Annotated in this window: 17 protein-coding genes; 3 read left to right on the top strand and 14 right to left on the bottom strand. The window is 35.2% G+C overall.

Translation table 11 applies throughout. The features are described from left to right. The first annotated feature begins 90 nt into the window (after window positions 1-90). On the top strand, window positions 91-591 hold the full coding sequence (locus tag AWV75_RS00705) for a DUF1648 domain-containing protein (RefSeq protein ID WP_060872564.1): 501 nt from the start codon (window positions 91-93) through the stop codon (window positions 589-591). Between the two features lie 40 nt (window positions 592-631). On the opposite strand, the gene AWV75_RS00710 is transcribed toward AWV75_RS00705, so the two are convergent. From AWV75_RS00710 to AWV75_RS00760, 10 genes are all read right to left on the bottom strand, one after another. After that, window positions 632-1186 carry a hypothetical protein gene (locus AWV75_RS00710; RefSeq protein ID WP_060872565.1) on the bottom strand — a complete coding sequence of 185 codons (555 nt, stop codon included), beginning with the start codon at window positions 1184-1186 and terminating at the stop codon, window positions 632-634. 18 nt (window positions 1187-1204) lie between these two features. Further along, a complete protein-coding gene (locus AWV75_RS00715; protein ID WP_060872981.1) occupies window positions 1205-1585 on the bottom strand; it encodes a hypothetical protein in 381 nt (126 codons plus the stop codon). Between the two features lie 193 nt (window positions 1586-1778). Beyond that, window positions 1779-3083, bottom strand: a complete 1305-nt coding sequence (locus tag AWV75_RS00720; protein WP_060872566.1) for a dihydrolipoamide acetyltransferase family protein — start codon at window positions 3081-3083, stop codon at window positions 1779-1781. A gap of 83 nt (window positions 3084-3166) precedes the next feature. After that, window positions 3167-4336, bottom strand: coding sequence for a glycosyltransferase family 2 protein (locus AWV75_RS00725; RefSeq protein ID WP_060872567.1), 1170 nt, complete (start codon window positions 4334-4336; stop codon window positions 3167-3169). Window positions 4337-4438: 102 nt separating this feature from the next. Next, a complete protein-coding gene (locus AWV75_RS00730; RefSeq protein ID WP_060872568.1) occupies window positions 4439-6121 on the bottom strand; it encodes a tetratricopeptide repeat protein in 1683 nt (560 codons plus the stop codon). 36 nt (window positions 6122-6157) lie between these two features. Next, complete coding sequence (locus tag AWV75_RS00735) at window positions 6158-7111, bottom strand: PstS family phosphate ABC transporter substrate-binding protein (protein WP_060872569.1); 954 nt, start codon at window positions 7109-7111, stop codon at window positions 6158-6160. Between the two features lie 371 nt (window positions 7112-7482). Then, the gene (locus AWV75_RS00745) at window positions 7483-8334 is read right to left on the bottom strand and encodes an energy transducer TonB (protein ID WP_060872571.1); all 852 of its coding nucleotides are present in this window, start codon (window positions 8332-8334) and stop codon (window positions 7483-7485) included. Between the two features lie 26 nt (window positions 8335-8360). Further along, window positions 8361-8909, bottom strand: a complete 549-nt coding sequence (locus tag AWV75_RS00750; protein WP_060872572.1) for an ExbD/TolR family protein — start codon at window positions 8907-8909, stop codon at window positions 8361-8363. Window positions 8910-8931: 22 nt separating this feature from the next. After that, the gene (locus AWV75_RS00755; RefSeq protein ID WP_002990107.1) at window positions 8932-9561 is read right to left on the bottom strand and encodes a biopolymer transporter ExbD; all 630 of its coding nucleotides are present in this window, start codon (window positions 9559-9561) and stop codon (window positions 8932-8934) included. A 60-nt stretch (window positions 9562-9621) separates the two neighbouring features. Beyond that, window positions 9622-10458 (bottom strand): MotA/TolQ/ExbB proton channel family protein, encoded by an 837-nt coding sequence (locus tag AWV75_RS00760; protein WP_002990105.1) that lies wholly within the window; start codon window positions 10456-10458, stop codon window positions 9622-9624. A 336-nt stretch (window positions 10459-10794) separates the two neighbouring features. Between AWV75_RS00760 and AWV75_RS00765 the strand changes: the two genes are divergently transcribed. Then, window positions 10795-12351: a helicase HerA-like domain-containing protein gene (locus tag AWV75_RS00765; RefSeq protein WP_060872573.1), complete on the top strand. Its 1557-nt coding sequence runs from the start codon at window positions 10795-10797 to the stop codon at window positions 12349-12351. Window positions 12352-12355: 4 nt separating this feature from the next. Here AWV75_RS00765 and AWV75_RS00770 read toward each other — a convergent pair whose 3' ends face one another. Further along, window positions 12356-13702: an FAD-dependent oxidoreductase gene (locus tag AWV75_RS00770; RefSeq protein ID WP_060872574.1), complete on the bottom strand. Its 1347-nt coding sequence runs from the start codon at window positions 13700-13702 to the stop codon at window positions 12356-12358. 108 nt (window positions 13703-13810) lie between these two features. Here AWV75_RS00770 and AWV75_RS18835 point away from each other — a divergent pair, with 108 nt between their 5' ends. Further along, window positions 13811-13972, top strand: coding sequence for a hypothetical protein (locus AWV75_RS18835; protein WP_197429539.1), 162 nt, complete (start codon window positions 13811-13813; stop codon window positions 13970-13972). A gap of 23 nt (window positions 13973-13995) precedes the next feature. Here AWV75_RS18835 and AWV75_RS00775 read toward each other — a convergent pair whose 3' ends face one another. The 3 genes from AWV75_RS00775 to queA form a co-directional block, all read right to left on the bottom strand. After that, window positions 13996-15078, bottom strand: coding sequence for an agmatinase family protein (locus AWV75_RS00775; protein WP_002990097.1), 1083 nt, complete (start codon window positions 15076-15078; stop codon window positions 13996-13998). 61 nt (window positions 15079-15139) lie between these two features. Continuing rightward, window positions 15140-16420 (bottom strand): kynureninase, encoded by a 1281-nt coding sequence (gene kynU / locus AWV75_RS00780; RefSeq protein WP_060872575.1) that lies wholly within the window; start codon window positions 16418-16420, stop codon window positions 15140-15142. Window positions 16421-16545: 125 nt separating this feature from the next. Further along, a complete protein-coding gene (queA, locus tag AWV75_RS00785) occupies window positions 16546-17595 on the bottom strand; it encodes a tRNA preQ1(34) S-adenosylmethionine ribosyltransferase-isomerase QueA (RefSeq protein WP_060872576.1) in 1050 nt (349 codons plus the stop codon). Window positions 17596-17608 lie beyond the last annotated feature (13 nt).

A 17608-nucleotide genomic window follows, 5' to 3' on the forward strand; every position in this document is an offset into this window, starting at 1 on the left:
TAAAGAATAAATAAAACTTATTCATTTAACTTTATTAAAACTTATATTAATTTTATTATATTTAAACTTAACATTATTAAAAAATATAGTTTGAAGACTCAACATCCCATTCAAAAAATCCAACCTACTCCACTAGATCGTTGTTTAGATGCAATAAATGTAGTACTACTTCTTATTTTTATAGGAACCACCTACTATTATTATGGTCAATTACCCGAAACTATCCCCACGCATTTTAATATTGCTGGTGAACCTGATGCGTATGGAGATAAAATCACCCTGTTTTTCTTATTGGGAATCGGCGGATTTGTTTTTGCTTTGTTGTACTACTTTCAAAACAAACCCCACCTCTTTAAACATCAGATAACAATAACCGCTGAAAATATAGAAGAGCAATATACCAAAGCCATACGCATGATGCGCGTATTAAACACCTTTACAATCCTTCTATTTTTCTATATTCAATACCAAACCATTCAAACTGCCTTAGGCAAAGAAGAAGGATTGGGTCAATACTTTATTGTTTTTGTCGTAATTGGTGGTTTACTTCCTTTACTGACTTTCGTATATTCTAGTAAAAAGAAATCGTAGCCCAATAAAAAAGGCCTGTCTTTCGACAAGCCTTTTTACTTTATTTTTTATCCCAAACTAAACCTTGAGCATCGTATTCGAATACGTTTAAACCGGCGTCAAAAATATCAATTTCAACCATCACTTTTTTGGCTTTCAACAATTTATTGAGAATTTCCTTTTCTTTGTCTAGAAAAACATAATTATTGGCAGAACCCGTGGCAGTCGTATATTTATAATTCACCGTTGCCTCGTCATCAAACTTAAATTTCACCGTTTTCTCCCCAATCAAACTCGGCATAATTTGTCCTTTATCTAAAAATAAATACACCTCATTTCCCTTTCCTAGGTTACGCACAAAAATAGACAGGGTTGATCCTCCTTTATAGGGAAATTTCAGATTTACTTTATTGGTGGATTTTAACCCCGCATAATAGTTGGTGGTCCCCTCCATTTTATCGGTTTCTTCTGAATACTCCCATTTCGTTTTTGGGCCACTTTCAGCCGTTGTTTGTTCCGAATCCGAATCTTTCTTCGCGGATTTATCCCCACCAGAAGCAAGGGCGATTACTAACATAAAAGCGACTGCAAGAGCCGAAAATAAATTCTTTTTCATATATCTAAATATTAATTTCTATTTCTTTCTTTTAAAAATCCAATACGCTCCTCCTATTCCAATCAAAATAAACACAAGATCATACCAATCGAATGTACCATAAAATACTTCCAGGCCAATCGATACAGTCACCAACACCCCGAGCCAAACATAATATCCCGTTGACTGAACATCTTCCCACACAAGTGCTACAAGCGCTGAAAAGGCAAAAGCCCATAAACCATCTGGTAGATGATACTGCACCCAATAAGGCAATTCAATTTTATACCCCTTGATCGGAAGGAACTGTAAAAAGTAAATAGATGAATCTCTAGCCATAACATAAATCAAACTCCCCAACAACAAGGGTAAAAAAACAAACCAAAAGCTTGTCTTACTGATTGATTTTATCTTATCCAAATTCACTTTTTTTATATCAATTATATTCAAAAATAAAGATTATTAAAATCTTAAAAAAACTAATTTTAACATTTATTAATCAATATATCACTCCGAAAGATATTTTTCTTATTTCATACTCCAACACCTCCAAGTTTATTCCATAAAAAAAGGCTTGTCTTTCGACAAGCCTTTTGACTCTATATAGGATAGATTATATTTCTCTGTTGATATCCCAAGCTTCTAAAATGTCAGCTACACGCTTCACAAAAGAACCTCCTAATGCTCCATCTACTACACGGTGATCATAACTGTGTGATAAGAACATTTTTTGACGGATACCGATAAAGTCTCCTTCTGGTGTTTCAATAACCGCTGGTACTTTGCGAATAGCTCCTAAAGCTAAAATACCTACTTGTGGTTGATTGATGATTGGCGTACCAAATACACTACCAAAAGTACCTACGTTTGTAACTGTATACGTACCTCCTTGTGTATCGTCTGGTTTTAATTTTCCAGCTTTCGCACGGTTTCCTAAGTCATTAACCGCTTTAGCCATACCAACGATATTCAATTGATCTGCATTTTTAATTACAGGTACAATTAAGTTTCCGTTTGGTAATGCAGCAGCCATTCCTAAGTTGATATTCTTTTTCTTGATGATGAAATCACCATCAACAGAAATATTCATTCCTGGGAAATCTTTTAATGCTTTAGCAACAGCTTCCATGAAGATTGGTGTGAATGTTAATTTTTCACCTTCTCTCTTTTCGAAAGCTCCTTTTACTTTATCTCTCCATTTTACGATATTCGTAACGTCAACTTCAATAAATGATTGTACGTGAGCTGAAGTTTGAACTGATTGTACCATATAACCTGAAATCAGTTTACGCATACGATCCATTTCAACAATTTCATCACCTCCATTTACAGAAACTGGTACTGCTTTAGCTGCAGCTGCTGGTGCAGCTGTAGGTTTTGCAACCTCTGCTTTAGCTACTGGAGCTGCTGCTTGTGGTTGAGAACCTCTTTGTTCAACATAAGCTAAAATATCATTTTTCGTTACTCTTCCTTCTTTTCCTGTTCCTTGGATAGCTTCCAACTCGCTTAAAGAGATTCCCTCTTCTTTTGCAATGTTTTTAACTAAAGGTGAAAAGAATTTCTCAGAAGCTGAAAAATCTACTGGTGCAGCAGCTTCTTGTGCTACATTTACTGTTTGTTCTACGGCTGCCACTGTTGGAGTTGATGTAGCAGCTGGAGTTGAAGTAACTTCTCCTCCTTCAGTTTCAATGATAGCGATAGTTTGTCCTACTTGAACAACATCGTCTACTTGAAATAATATTTCAACCAAAGTTCCCTCTACTTCTGATGGAACTTCACTGTCAACTTTATCCGTTGCGATTTCTAATACTGTCTCATCAGCCTCAATGCGATCCCCTACATTCTTCAACCAGTTTGTAATGGTTGCTTCCGCAACACTTTCTCCCATTTTGGGTAATTTCAATTCGAACTTTGCCATATTTATAACCTAAGGTTGTGTTTCTTAATTCAGATTACAAATTTAATAATATTTCGGACTTTTTCCACGTAAAGATAAAATTATCATTCTTCTAAAATTATCACGGATCCTTTACTATTACTATCATTACTACCAATCAAAAACAAAGAATTTACAGGTTTAATTTTATAAATTATTTCTGATCTATAATTTTCACGCATAAAGGTAATGATCTCTTTATTAGTTAAATAATCCCCATCAAAGATAATTTCTATTAAATCTCCATTCTTTTCACTGATTTGATTCACTCTTTCTTGCAGTTGATCTAGGGTTTCGATTTGATGAATCGCCTTTTGCATCGCTGTTTCAATTTTCTGCTTCAACGCTTGACTTTGACTGACCACCCAAGTTGCTGCAACAACATCTAATGCTGGACTTTTCTTTTTTTGTTTTGCAAACAAAAATGTCAACGTAACCATACGCATCACTACTTCAAAAATATAGGATTTTCGAAAGTGCTTTTCATAAAAAATTTGCGTTCCGTGATGAAATCGCTTGACGTATTCAAGATCTTTATTGGTGCTCTCTCCTTTGTAGTGAATGACAGCGGTATCAGCCAAATAGTAGTTCTCATACCCCAATTTTAAACTAGAATACGATAAATCAGTATCTTCAACATACATAAAAAAACGTTCGTCAAAACCTCCTAATTCTTCATATAAAGCACGAGTCATAAACATAAACGCTCCCACTAATATCTCCACCTTTCCATTTTGATGCTGTGGTAAATGAGAAGCATAATAGCCATTTGCAAAAGATCGAGAAGGAAATAGCTTATAAAACCCTGTGACCTTCATCAAAGAACGCCAATAGGTTGGAATTCCTCTTTTAGATTCAGGTAAAAATTGCCCTCGCCCATCAATCAATTGACATCCGACAATACCCAATTTTTCTTTGCGCTCAAAAAGAGTCATCAATTGATGAAAGGTATCTTCTGCTACAACAGTATCGGGATTGAGTATACAAATATATTTCCCCTTGGCGTGTTTTACTCCAATGTTATTTCCCTTGGGAAAACCGAGATTCTCCTTATTCGCTAAATAGAGAACATCCGGAAATACAACTTGCATCATCTCAGAACTGTCATCCTGCGAATTATTGTCAACTACTATAATTTCCGCTTCAATCCCTTCAATTGCAGATTGCACGGATTTAATACATTGCTCTAAAAAGTAACGAACATTATAGTTTAAAATAATTATAGATAGTTGCATCCGGCAAATATAGTAGGATTAAGAAAACTACAATAGAAATAACACAAAAAAAAGGCTGAATACCTATAGATATTCAGCCTTTTACTTCTTTATTATAATTCCTTATCCTTTATTGATTGCTTCTATTGTTTTTTTAGCAAAACTATTTGTAGGATCTAAATTTAATACTTTTTTGAATTCCTCTATTGCTTCCGCATTTCGGTTTTTATTTGCATAATACGTAGCAATTGAAGTATGTGCCTCAATTACTTGTTCTTTGTTTGCAGCATCTTTCAATTCATTCTTCTCCGCTAACACTTTCAAGAACCCTTGGTATGATTCAAACATTCTATCATAGGCATCTACGTGATCAATATAGCGATTCGCACGAGCTCTATAGAAATAAGCTTCTTGTGTTAAAGGTGAAGCTTCAATTGTTCTCGCTAAATACTCATCCGCTTTTTTCAATAATTCTTCGCTATCTGGACGTTCTGTTGACCCTAACAAATAGTAAGAATATCCAACATAGTAGTTATCATAGATATAACCTGATGACTCTTTTACGTCAGCAGAAATACTCAAAATATCAATTACATTTTGGTATTTTTTAGCTCTAAATAATTCTAAACCATAACGATTAAATTCACCTGCAATGGCAATTTCAACATTTACTGCATCTTTCAAATGGTTCAATCCTTTGTTGTATAATTCTTTGTTCTCCCCATCGTTTGACAATCCGATTTCAGACAAACCTAAATACATATAATCTCTACCAATTGCATTTAAGCTTTTTGACTCTTTCAAGTATACTTTTAAGAACTTATCTAAAGCATCAACACTTACTTGGTAATTTTTATTTTCATAAGCTGCATACCCTAAATATCTATGGATACGTGGATTTACACCTTTAATGTCTTTCATTTGAGTTGCTACTCTTTCTAGTTCAGGATAGTTCTCTGTTTTCACTAAGAAATCAGCATATCGCATTTGAGAATCAACAGAATTGTCCGTTGCTTTGATAAACTTTTTATAGTTCTCTCCTGCTTGAGCAATTAATTGTTTTTCTTTTGGTGCATTCGCTTTAGACCACATATACGAAATCTCAGCAATTTCTCTATATGCTGGTGCATAATCTGGCGTTGTAGCTAAGATTTCCTCACAAGCTTTGATTGCATCCGCATACGCTCTTGCACGCTTTGTAATCATGGCCATTTGCAATTTAGCTTCTACTAATGTATTGTCTAAATCATATGCATTTCTGAAAGAGGCAAAAGCATCATTTAAATTCTTTTGTTCTAAGAACGCACGACCTAAAAGCAAGTGTCCCATTGGATTGTTATAGTCTTTCGCTACTACATCAGCCGCAATCGTCTGTGCTTCTTTTGGATTTGGCATTTTAGAATTCAAATAAGCCGCTGCAATTAACAATTGCTCATTGTAATCTTTCTTCTTGATATCTTTTTCTGCTTTTTTGAAATTAGCTACTGCTTCAGCAGAACGATTATTGTCTAACTCAATTTGACCTAAACCAATATAGTTTAATGACCCTTTCGTTTTAGCTAAAAGTCCTTGATCAAAATAATAACGCGCTGAATCTGATTGATCTTCTTTTAAAAATACATCTCCTAAATAGAAGTAATTCACTCCTTCAGCTGGTTTTTTCCCAATTAAATCTTTTAAAATCTCTTTAGCTTTATCAAATTGTTCTGCATTGATAGCTGTTTTTGCTTCATTAATACTTTGAGCAAAAGCAAAAGAACTACTTAAAGCTAAAGTTAACAATGAAATAGAATACTTTTTATTCATAATATATCGTTATTGTTTTATAAGTATGTGGTTTTATTATTTAATTTCCTTTGTTACTACAATTTCTCTTGGAGGTGTATTAAAAGGAAACAAGCCCGATTTTAATACAATACGCTGTCCTTTATACCCAGCAATATACGAAGCAAATCCTGTACCAAGACCATTTTTACCTTGCATATCCCACACATATAATTTGCGGATCAAAGGATACGTTCCTTCCGCAATATTATTTTGACTTGGTTTGTAGTATTGTTGATCTGTATCATTCTTCACTGCTAATACCTTAACAGCGTCTATATGCTTTTGAATGGCTTCATTAGGCTGTGTTAACCAATTCAGACCAATCACGCCAATTGCCTTAGGATTCTTAACTACGTAATCAATCACTTCTTCTGTCGTATTTAAGAAATAAGCATAATCTTTAGGAAAGGAATCAAACCCTGTCGCTTTTCTAAATGCAGCAGAGACACTTGAATTATAATTATCAAATACGAGGAATGAATTACCTTCTTTCACGCTACCTTGTTCCAATTGTTTTAAGATAGCAGTATAATCAACGATAGAGTCAGTAGCCGTTTTACTTGTTACAAAAACAATAGCATCGCTTGCAAAATGCGTTTGCTTGGGTGCAACTACTCCTTTGTAATGTTCCATCTCTTGTTCTGTCATCAAACGAGGCAAAACAGCTACGCGAATAGAATCAGTAAACAACAAGTTTAAAACTTCGCGTTCCGATTTAGGTAGTAGATTTAATTTAGCTCTTTTATATTCATTTTCAAAAAGAATAGCCACATCTTCAACGATTGGAAAAACAGATTCGTCTACTCCCATGGTTAATGTGCCGCTTAATAAAGTTTCTTCCTGAGAAACTGCTTCTGTATTTGTATCAGCAGTCGTTGTGTTTTTATCTTTGCATTGAAAGAATAAACTCGTTGTTGCTAAAACACCAGCTAAAATTCCAATTCTAGCAGCGCTTCTTCTTTGAATCATATAAAACAAATTTAGAGCAAAACTTAGTTTGCTCATTTTCTTTCGTCTAAGATAGATATTCTTTGTAAGAAGGAAAAAATAAAAGTCGTTTTTAACATAAAAAGTAGCAATAAAAAAAGCTCCGAATATATCGGAGCTTTTTTAATCTTTTCCCATATTAGTATTCCACAAACGGTAGAATCTAAAAAACCCATAGACTATTAATACCACACCAAATAAGATTCGGTGGTTATCTTCCATTTGAAAGGGCAAGGACTTACTAACGATAAGTGCAATACCACAAAACAAATAAAGAAGAAAAAACAATAGTCCAAAAAAGAACAAAAATCGCTGTAATAGCGATTTTTGTTTGAATTTATTGTTAAACATTACTATTGAACTTGAATGGTAATAGGTAATGTAAACTGTGATCGAACTGTTTTTCCATTTTGTACAGCTGGTTTCCACTTCGGCATGTTAGATAACACACGTACTGCTTCTTTTCCAGCTCCGTAACCTGGGTCACGTACAACTTTGATATCAGTTAAGGAACCGTCTTTCTCAACGATAAACATAACGATAACACGGATAGATTTCACACCTGAATCGATGTCTGGAGTTCTAAAACGTTGAATAAATTGTTTATTAAACGCTTGCATTCCTCCAGGGTATTCAGCTGGTACTTGTACAGCAATGAAAACTTCGTTTCCATCTCCGTCTCCACCTGAACCTGTTCCTTTATCCGCTTCTCCTGTTTTCTCAGTGATTTTGATTTCTCCTTTGTCTTTATCACCTTTAAGGTCTTTTTTACCTACCTCTGCATCTTTGAAGTCATCTTGTTTAGCGATTTCTTCTTTCACTTCCTCTTTCTTTGCAATCTCAGGTTCAGTAAACTTTTTCGTATCGTTTATTGATTTAACCTCATCTGCTGGTGGAGGTGGTGGTGGAGGTGGTACATCCTCTGGTGGTGGTGGTGGAGGCGGGATATCTTCTGGTAAATTTAAATTTTCCATTTCGATAACCTTATCCAATTTTTCCACCTTATTATTTCCAAAAGTACCCTTTGCCATTTCGATTAACATTGGTGAAACCAATGCCAAACCGAACAAAGCAATTCCTGAGAACAATGCTACAGTTGTTACTTTTGGGTTTTCAGATCTCAATTGATATGCTCCGTAAGACTTGTTACGTCCTTCGAAGATAATATCAACCCAATCCTTTTTAAAGATATTTAATTTTGACATAATTTCTTAATTTCTCAGAACGTTAACTACTTCTCACCTAATATTTCAAGATCTTCAGGCGTGATATCTACTAACGCATATGATTTAATACCTGAGATAGCCATCTCATCTAAAATATCAACTAAGTTGCGATATGTAGCTTTTTCACTTGCTCTAATGATCACAATCAAACCTTGATCTGGTTTCCCAGAATATGCTAAAGCTGCTTTGTCTTTCTCTAACAATACTTGACGAATACCTGCTTTACCATACGTTTGATCTGTTGGTCCTTCTAATGGGTTGTTAACCATACCCATATACCATTTTACTTTATTGTCTCCGCCAATTAGTATAGTCATTGTGCGGTTCTCATCTACCTTAGTTCTATCCTCTTCTTTTTCTTTCTCGACGTCTTTATCAGGCATCGCAAGATTCATAGACTGAGGCTTATTCATAGATGTGGTCAACATAAAGAACGTAATCAATAAGAATGCTAAATCCACCATCGCAGTTAAATCTACTCCGGCATTTTGCTTCTTACTTCTTACTTTTTTGTCTTTACTGCCACCGCCACCGCCTGTATTTAATTCAGCCATTTACAGTTTAATTTTTTAATGATTAAAAATCTTCGTTTCTAAGTCCTGTAACTAAGAAGAATTTATTTACACGTTGTGCTTGTAAGATATCAATCACGTTTTTCACTGCAGGGTAATTTGCTTCAGCATCTCCCTTAATTGCAACGTCTAACACTTTGTTATTTCTCTCTTTAGCCACTATACGTGCCATCTCTACCCAATCTTTTAATTGATTGTTCACAGAGTCAGTTGGAATACCAGGTTGGTCAGCTCCAATTTTATTTCTAACGTCTGCAGGTAGATTTAAAAACTTCTTCAATTCGTTAATAGGAGTTCCGATACCTTCAGTATAAGCAAATACCTCTTTTTCTTGATCATTAAACTCAATCTGATAACGACTACCCATTTTTTCAAGCGTAGCAATACGATCTTCTTTACCTAAAACTCCGAAGAAAACCTTTTCTTCACCTGGTTCTCCTCCAATTGTAACTGTTGCTAAGTTACTTTCTGGCAATTTCGTTTGAACGGTTGAATTGGGTGTATCTACTGGTAATGGCTCCGGAAGCTTTGCTGTCGATGTTAATACGAAGAATGTTAAGAGTAAGAATGACACGTCGCACATCGCGGTCATATCTACGCTCATACTCTTCTTTTTCATTTTACCTTTAGCCATTGATAAATCTTTTTAACTCCTATATCTTTCAATATAAGATAATTAATACTTATTCTAAAATTATTTTACTAATCCTTTGAATCTTCTGTATGCTTGAGTAATAGCAAATCCAGCTTCATCAATTGAATAAGTTAATCTATCAATTTTTGTAGTAAATGAGTTATACATTACAATCGCTAATGTTGAAGTACCAATACCTGTAGCAGTACAAACTAATGCTTCAGAAATACCTGTTGCTAATGCAGCAGAGTCAGGAGTACCAGAAGTTGCTAAAGCTGAGAACGCTTTAATCATCCCTGTTACTGTTCCTAATAATCCACATAATGTACCGATAGATACTAACGTAGCCAATACGATCATGTTTTTCTCTAACATTGGCATCTCTAGAGTTGTAGCCTCTTCGATTTCTTTTTGGATAGCTTCAGTAGCTTCTTCGCTATTGTATCCTTCTTTTTTCATTTGTTGATACTTCACTAAACCAGCTCTAACAACGTTAGCTACCGATCCTTTTTGAGCATCACAAGCTTCCATAGCTTCTTCGATTCTTCCTTCATTGATAGAAACTTGGATTTCTTTAACGAATTTCCCAACATCTCCTTTTCCAGAAGCTTTAGAGATTACTAAAAATCTCTCGATTGAGAAAACAATTGTCATAGTTAATAATCCAATTAACACAGCAACAACAGGTCCCCCTTTATAAACCATTCCCATAAAGTTACCTGGTAGTGGATGTCCTGCTGGATCTCCATTCTCAAAGTTCGCTGGGTTACCCATTACGAATTGCCAAATAAGGTATCCAAAAACAATACATAATACTACAGCTAACGATGCAAATAATCTACTTGCTCCTGAGCTTGACCCTACTTTTTCAACTGATTCGTTTGATACGTTTGTCATCTTTTTAAAATTTAATTCTTTTTTTTCAATTATTACTTATTACTTTTTTACTTTTTTAAAGTCATCAGTGTCGCAAATTTATGTTTTTAGATGAAATAAAAAAATTAAAATCCATTTTTTTAAAATAAGCTAACCTTGACTTAACATAAGACTTTTTTATACTTACCTTAACTTTTAAAAAATAGTAAGCAGTGGTAAAGATAATAAGTCTAAATGAATTTTACTATCTTTATTTCATCAACCCAGATACATTTAACATTTGATATTTATAGTATTTATTCATGTTTACTTGTGTATTTGATTCAAAATCACCTTTAATTATATAAAATATATAAAATGAGCTTAGAGATTTTTAAAACTGACATCATTAATGGTTATAGTCATAAAAGTGATTTTATTACCATTGGCTGTGCAAATTTGGATCAAAAAATTGTTCCAGACACTTTTGTAAATCTACCCTTAAAAACGTTAAATCGCCATGGTTTAATCGCTGGAGCGACAGGTACGGGAAAGACAAAAACGATACAAGTTTTATCGGAACAGCTCTCTGCCAAAGGAATACCTGTGCTCATGATGGATATTAAAGGGGATTTTAGCGGTATTGCTGAACCAGGGACATTGAATGATTTTATCAAAAATCGTCACGAACAAATGAATATTCCCTTTGAACCAAGTGGATTTCCTGTTGAATTACTCACACTTTCACAACAAAATGGAGTGCGTTTACGTGCAACGATTTCTGAATTCGGTCCTATATTATTGAGTAGAATACTCGAACTCAACGATACACAAAGCGGAATTGTCGCCATGTTATTCAAATATTCTGCAGATGAAAACCTGGAATTACTCAATTTAAAAGATTTTAAACGAACACTTCAATACCTTACAAACGAAGGCAAAACAGAAATTGAAAGCGAATATGGTCAAATTTCACCTGCTTCTATGAATGCTATTTTGAGAAAAGTCATTGAATTAGAACAACAAGGTGCAGATTTATTCTTTGGAGAACCATCATTTGACATCAGTGATTTAATGCGTTATGACGAGCAAGGAAAAGGGTATGTCAATATTTTGCGTTTGACTGACATTCAGGACAAACCTAAGTTATTCTCTACTTTTATGTTGAATCTCCTGACTCAGGTCTACAATAAAATGCCTGAACAAGGAGATAGTGGTCAACCCGAATTGGTGATTTTTATTGATGAAGCACATTTAATTTTCAATGAAGCAAGTAAAGCTTTATTAAGCCAAATTGAAACTATTGTTAAGTTAATTCGCTCTAAGGGAATTGGCATTTACTTTATTACGCAAAATCCAACCGATATTCCCAATGGTGTACTGGCACAATTAGGGTTGAAAATCCAACATGCCTTACGTGCATTCACCGAAAAAGACCGAAAAGCAATCAAAGCGGCTTCAGAGAACTTCCCTTCTACCTCCTATTATACAACCAATGAGATTATTACACAACTTGGAACAGGTGAAGCATTGGTCACTGCGTTAAATGAAAAGGGAACTCCAACTCCTTTAGTTGTCTGTACCATGCGAGCCCCTATGAGTAGAATGGATGTGCTTTCTGAAGGAGAAATTGTCGATATTTTATCTCACTCGAAATTAGTATCCAAATACAATCAAACAATAGATTCTCCAAGTGCTTATGAAAAAATAGAACAACGAGTTTCTGTTTTAAAAGAGAAAGAGTCGCAAACGGAAGCTCCAACGCGATCCAGTTCATCTCCTAAAAAAGAAGACAATACGGTTACCAAGAGTATCCTAAAGGTTGTAACGAGTGCCACCTTTATCAAAGGAGCTTTTAGCTTACTTAGCAAAGTGATGAATGGATCCAGTTCTTCTTCCAAATCAACAAGAAAAACTACAACTAAAAAAAAATAGAGGATTAAAATCCTCTATTTTCGTTTATCAATTGTTTTAATTTCTCTTCTATTTCTAGGCTATCCCAAACCGTTTCTATCTGTTCAGTTTCCATAATTACATCCATAATAGCTGCTTGCTTATCGCCAATTGCCAACGCTTCTTGATAACTTCCTTGACTAAATGTTACGCGATCATATAAAGGCAACCATAAATCTGGGTATTTTTTTGCGAACTTACTTTCAATTTTCTTGCGCAACAGAAACAAAGGGTTTGCTGTTAGCTCACTCATTTCTCTAAAATTGCGATACGATAATTCTGCAATAGCATCAGCATTAACTTTACGAGAATATTGATATTGATCCAATGCCTCCAGCCAATTACCTGCCTGTTGTTGCAAACAATCTAATAAAACATCAACGTCCTCTAACCCTGCATTAAGACCTTGCCCATAAAAAGGTACTACAGCATGTGCAGCATCTCCAATTAGGGCTACCTTATCTTTATACACCCAAGGAAAACAAGTGGTTGTGACAAGCGAATTTACTGGATTTTCAGTATACAATTCTACTAAATCTGGCATCAATTGCAAGGCATCGGGAAAATAAGTTTCAAAAAAGGCCGTCACTTGCTCTGGAGTTTTGATGCGCTCAAAAGATACTTCTCCTTGATAGGGCATAAACAACGTGCACGTAAATGAACCATCCATATTCGGCAAAGCAATTAACATAAAATCTTTTCTCGGCCAAATGTGGAAAGAGTGCTCATCCATAGCAAAAACACCCTCTGCTTTTGCAGGAATAACCAATTCTTTGTAAGCAATAGGCAAATACGATTGTTGGTATTCAAATCTGCTGCGTCTTTGTAAGCAACTTCTCACTTTAGAATATGCACCATCTGCTCCAAAAATGACATCATGTTGAATCTCTTTCCATTCTTGATATTCAGCTGCACTGGTATAAAGCACACCTCTTTTGGTATCCACACTCCAAATTGGCGTATTGAATACAAACTGAACCCCTACTTCTTCTGCCCACTCTACTAATTTCTTATTTAGTCCTCCACGAGAAACAGCCCAAATGGCCTCACCGTGAATGCCATAGGGTTGGTGTTCTTCTCGATTAACGTGGTGAATTGCACGTTGATGCATTGGAATTCCAAACTGACGAACCTTCTCTTCAAGTCCAACGCGTTTCAACATCTTCCATCCACGCTCCGAAAGAGCTAAATTAATTGAACGTCCTGAAAAATCTATGGTGCGAATATCATCTCCTTTTTCATATACAAACACTTGATGTCCTTCTTGTTTTAGCGCAATCGCCAACACAGTTCCTACCAAACCACTCCCTACAATTGCAATACTTTTCCCCATATCCCCTTTCAATATTTGAATCTTTAATATAATTACCTAATTAATATTTGAATAGTGTTTTTAGCTCTACGTATTATCGACTACTTTTAAACCACACTCTTAACAGTAATGAAAAATTTAATTTGGATTATCGTTATTCTCCTGACAGGTTGTTGGTATATCTGCCGGTTTGTTTTTGATTTCGGTGGTTTGTACGTCTATAGTTTACTTACATTAGCCATTATTTTAACCTTAATCAACTTTTGTGTAAAAGAAAATCAAAAAAAATAATCCCTTTAAAAGGGATTATTTTTTTATTTCTCAAATGTTAATTCCTTTCCTACTGCCAATCCTTGTGATTTTGCGAATGCTCCACACATATGGAACAAAAGTCTTGCTCCAACGTTTCCATCCCAATCATCTTCTCCTGGCGCCACTTCTACTAAATCCATTCCAATAATTTCTTTATTGGTTTCTGAAAGTCTAGTGATTAAATACGTCGCTTGCTCAAAAGTTAATCCTCCTGGCACTGGCGTACCTGTATTCGGACAATACCAAGGCAACAATGCATCGATATCAAAACTAATTACTACTTTTTGTGGTAGAGAAGCTATAATTTGATCACATTTCACTTTCCAGCTCATGCCTTCAAACTCATCTTTTTTCAAATCTGCATCGGTATGAACCAAAACGCGTCCTGAAGCTTTGACTACATCTACTTCCTGTTCACAGAAATCGCGTATCCCCACTTGAACAATTTTTTCAACTTGAGGTAATTTCAGCGTATTGAACATAATAGAAGCATGTGAATAAGTAAATCCTTCATAGGCATCTCTTAAATCCATATGTGCATCGAAATGTAAAATTCCGAAAGAATCATGCTGTCTAGCCACAGCCTTATAATACCCCAATGGTGTACTATGATCTCCTCCTAACAATACTACGCGTTTTCCTTTACTCATCCAATCAGCCACTTTTGCTTCTACTTCTTTATGCAAAGTATCACACACTTGGTTAATGGTATTCAAACTTTCTTGTAAAGTTGGATGATCAGCTAAATCTTCCCCATTTTCCAAGGCTTCAATAATAGGTTGAGCCAACGTTTTGTATTGGGCACTTTGTTCTTGCCAATGTGCTGGTGCTTCATCAAAATAGATTCCCAACTTCCACAATTCAGGGTAGTTTTGGTGTAACAAGTCTACTTGGTAAGAAGCTTCTAAAATTGCTTCTGGTCCTTCTGATGCACCTGCTCCATAACTTACTGTTACTTCCCAAGGCACAGGAACTACAATTATTTCACTTTCTTCTGCTGTAAAAGGCAAACCATAGATTGTTGCATCTGCTAACCCTGGTTGAGACGGATCAAAAGTCTCTATTTTCTGTTGCTTTGTTGACATATATTAAGCTGTTATTTTTCGCTGCAAATTTAAGAATTAAATCACAGTCATACTATCAAAATTATTTCTGACTTAGAATCCCTGCTTTTAAGATTTGTCCAAACTGATACATATCTTCAAAACTAGTGTATAAAGGCACTGGAGCTAAACGAATCACATTGGGTTCTCTCCAATCTACGATTACACCAGCTTCCATTAAATAGGTAAACATTGCTCGTCCTTCTCCATGTAATAAGATAGATAGTTGACTCGCGCGTTCACTTTGTTCTGTTGGCGTGATAATCTCAAAATTCCCTCCTACTTCAGCACCAATGGTATTGATGATAAATTCTAAATAAGCCGTAATTAAATTTCTTTTTTCAATTAATTTTGGCATACCAATTTCTGCGAACAGTTCTACTGATGCTAAATAAGGAGCCAAAGTCAAGATAGGCAAATTACTGATTTGCCATCCATGTGCACCTTCAATAGGATCATAATTTGGTTCCATCAAAAAGCGTCTTTCTTTGTTGTGTCCCCACCATCCACCAAGGCGAACTAAATCTTTATTTGCATGGTGTTTTTCATGAATAAAACAACCAGAAGCATTTCCAGGCCCTGAATTCATGTATTTATAACTACACCAAGCGGCGAAATCGGCATCCCAATCGTGTAACTCTAAGTTGATATTTCCTGCAGCATGCGCCAAATCCCATCCGACATAAGCACCTTGTTGATGTGCTTTCGCTGTGATGGCCTTCATATCTAATACTTGACCCGTATAGTAATTTAAACCCCCCATTAATACTAAAGCCAACTCGTCTCCTACTTCATCAATCTTAGCTAAGATATCTTCTAATCTAAAATTGTGTTCTCCAGGTCTGCGTTTTACCTCAACGATTACATCTTTAGGATCTAATCCATGCCATTTCACTTGCGTTTGAATTAAATATTGATCACTAGGAAATGCTTTTTCTTCACATAAAATCTTTACGCGTTTTCCTGAGGGTTTGTAAAACGTTGCCATCAGCAAGTGAAGGTTTACAGTTAATGTATTCATTACTGTTACTTCAGCAGGTTTTGCTCCTACAATTTTACTTAAAGGCTCACTAAATCTTTCGTGGTAATCCCACCAAGGTTTAGCTGCATAAAAGTGACCTTCTACTGCTAACTCTGCCCAATCTGTCATCACTTCATTTACATATTCTACCGCTCGTTTAGGCTGAAGACCTAGTGAATTCCCAGTAAAATAAATCACCTGTTTCCCATTCACTTTAGGAAAATTGAATTCATTTCTATAGTTTGATAAGGTATCTTTCGCATCAAGGCTTTGAGCAAAAGCTAACGTATTCTCAAATTTCATGGTTTATAATTTTGGTTTTTGTAAATGTAGAATTTTTATCAATATTTCTACTATTTTCTACTTATAAAAAATCCCTTGCTGGTATAGCAAGGGATTTTTTATAGATATCTTAGTTTTTGTTGATTTTATAAAATCAACATTGCATCTCCGTAAGAATAGAATTTGTATCCTTCTTCTACTGCTTCTTTGTATGCCTTCATCATTAAATCATGTCCACAAAAAGCAGAAATCATCATTAATAAAGTAGATTTTGGCATATGGAAGTTTGTAATCATACAATCTGCAATACTAAAATCATAAGGAGGGAAGATAAATTTATTTGTCCATCCTCTATATGGGTTTAGTGTTTGACTTGATGAAACAGAACTTTCTAAAGCTCTCATACACGTTGTCCCAACAGCACAAACTCTGTGTTTCAATTCTTTTGCTTCATTTACCACATCACAAGCTTCTTGAGACACAACGAACTCCTCAGAATCCATTTTGTGTTTAGACAAATCTTCTACTTCTACAGGATTGAAGGTTCCTAACCCGATATGCAGGGTGATTTCAGCAAATTTAATTCCGTTAATTTCTAAACGTTTCATCAAGTGTTTAGAAAAGTGTAGTCCTGCTGTTGGAGCAGCTACTGCTCCTTCTTCTTTTGCATAAATCGTTTGGTAACGTTCTGCATCTTCTGGAACTACTTCTCTGTTGATGTATTTTGGAATTGGTGTTTCTCCTAATTCTTGTAATTTAGCTCTGAACTCCTCGTATGAACCATCGTATAAAAAGCGCAACGTTCTACCTCTAGATGTTGTATTATCGATCACTTCAGCAACTAGTGAATCGTCTTCTCCAAAGTACAATTTATTTCCAATTCGAATCTTACGTGCTGGATCTACTAATACATCCCATAAACGTTGTTCTTCATTCAATTCACGCAATAAGAAAACTTCGATTCTAGCACCAGTTTTTTCTTTATTCCCATAAAGACGTGCAGGAAATACTTTCGTATTGTTTAAAACCATTACATCACCTTCTCCAAAATAATCCACAACATCTTTGAATAATTTATGTTCGATAGTTCCCGTTTTGCGGTCAACAACCATTAAACGAGCCTCATCTCTATTCTCAGCTGGAAACTCTGCCAATAATTCCTCTGGCAAATCAAAATTAAAGTTTGATAACTTCATGAAAACAATTTTA

Source organism: Myroides odoratus, assembly GCF_001549985.1.
GTDB lineage: Bacteria > Bacteroidota > Bacteroidia > Flavobacteriales > Flavobacteriaceae > Flavobacterium > Flavobacterium odoratum_A.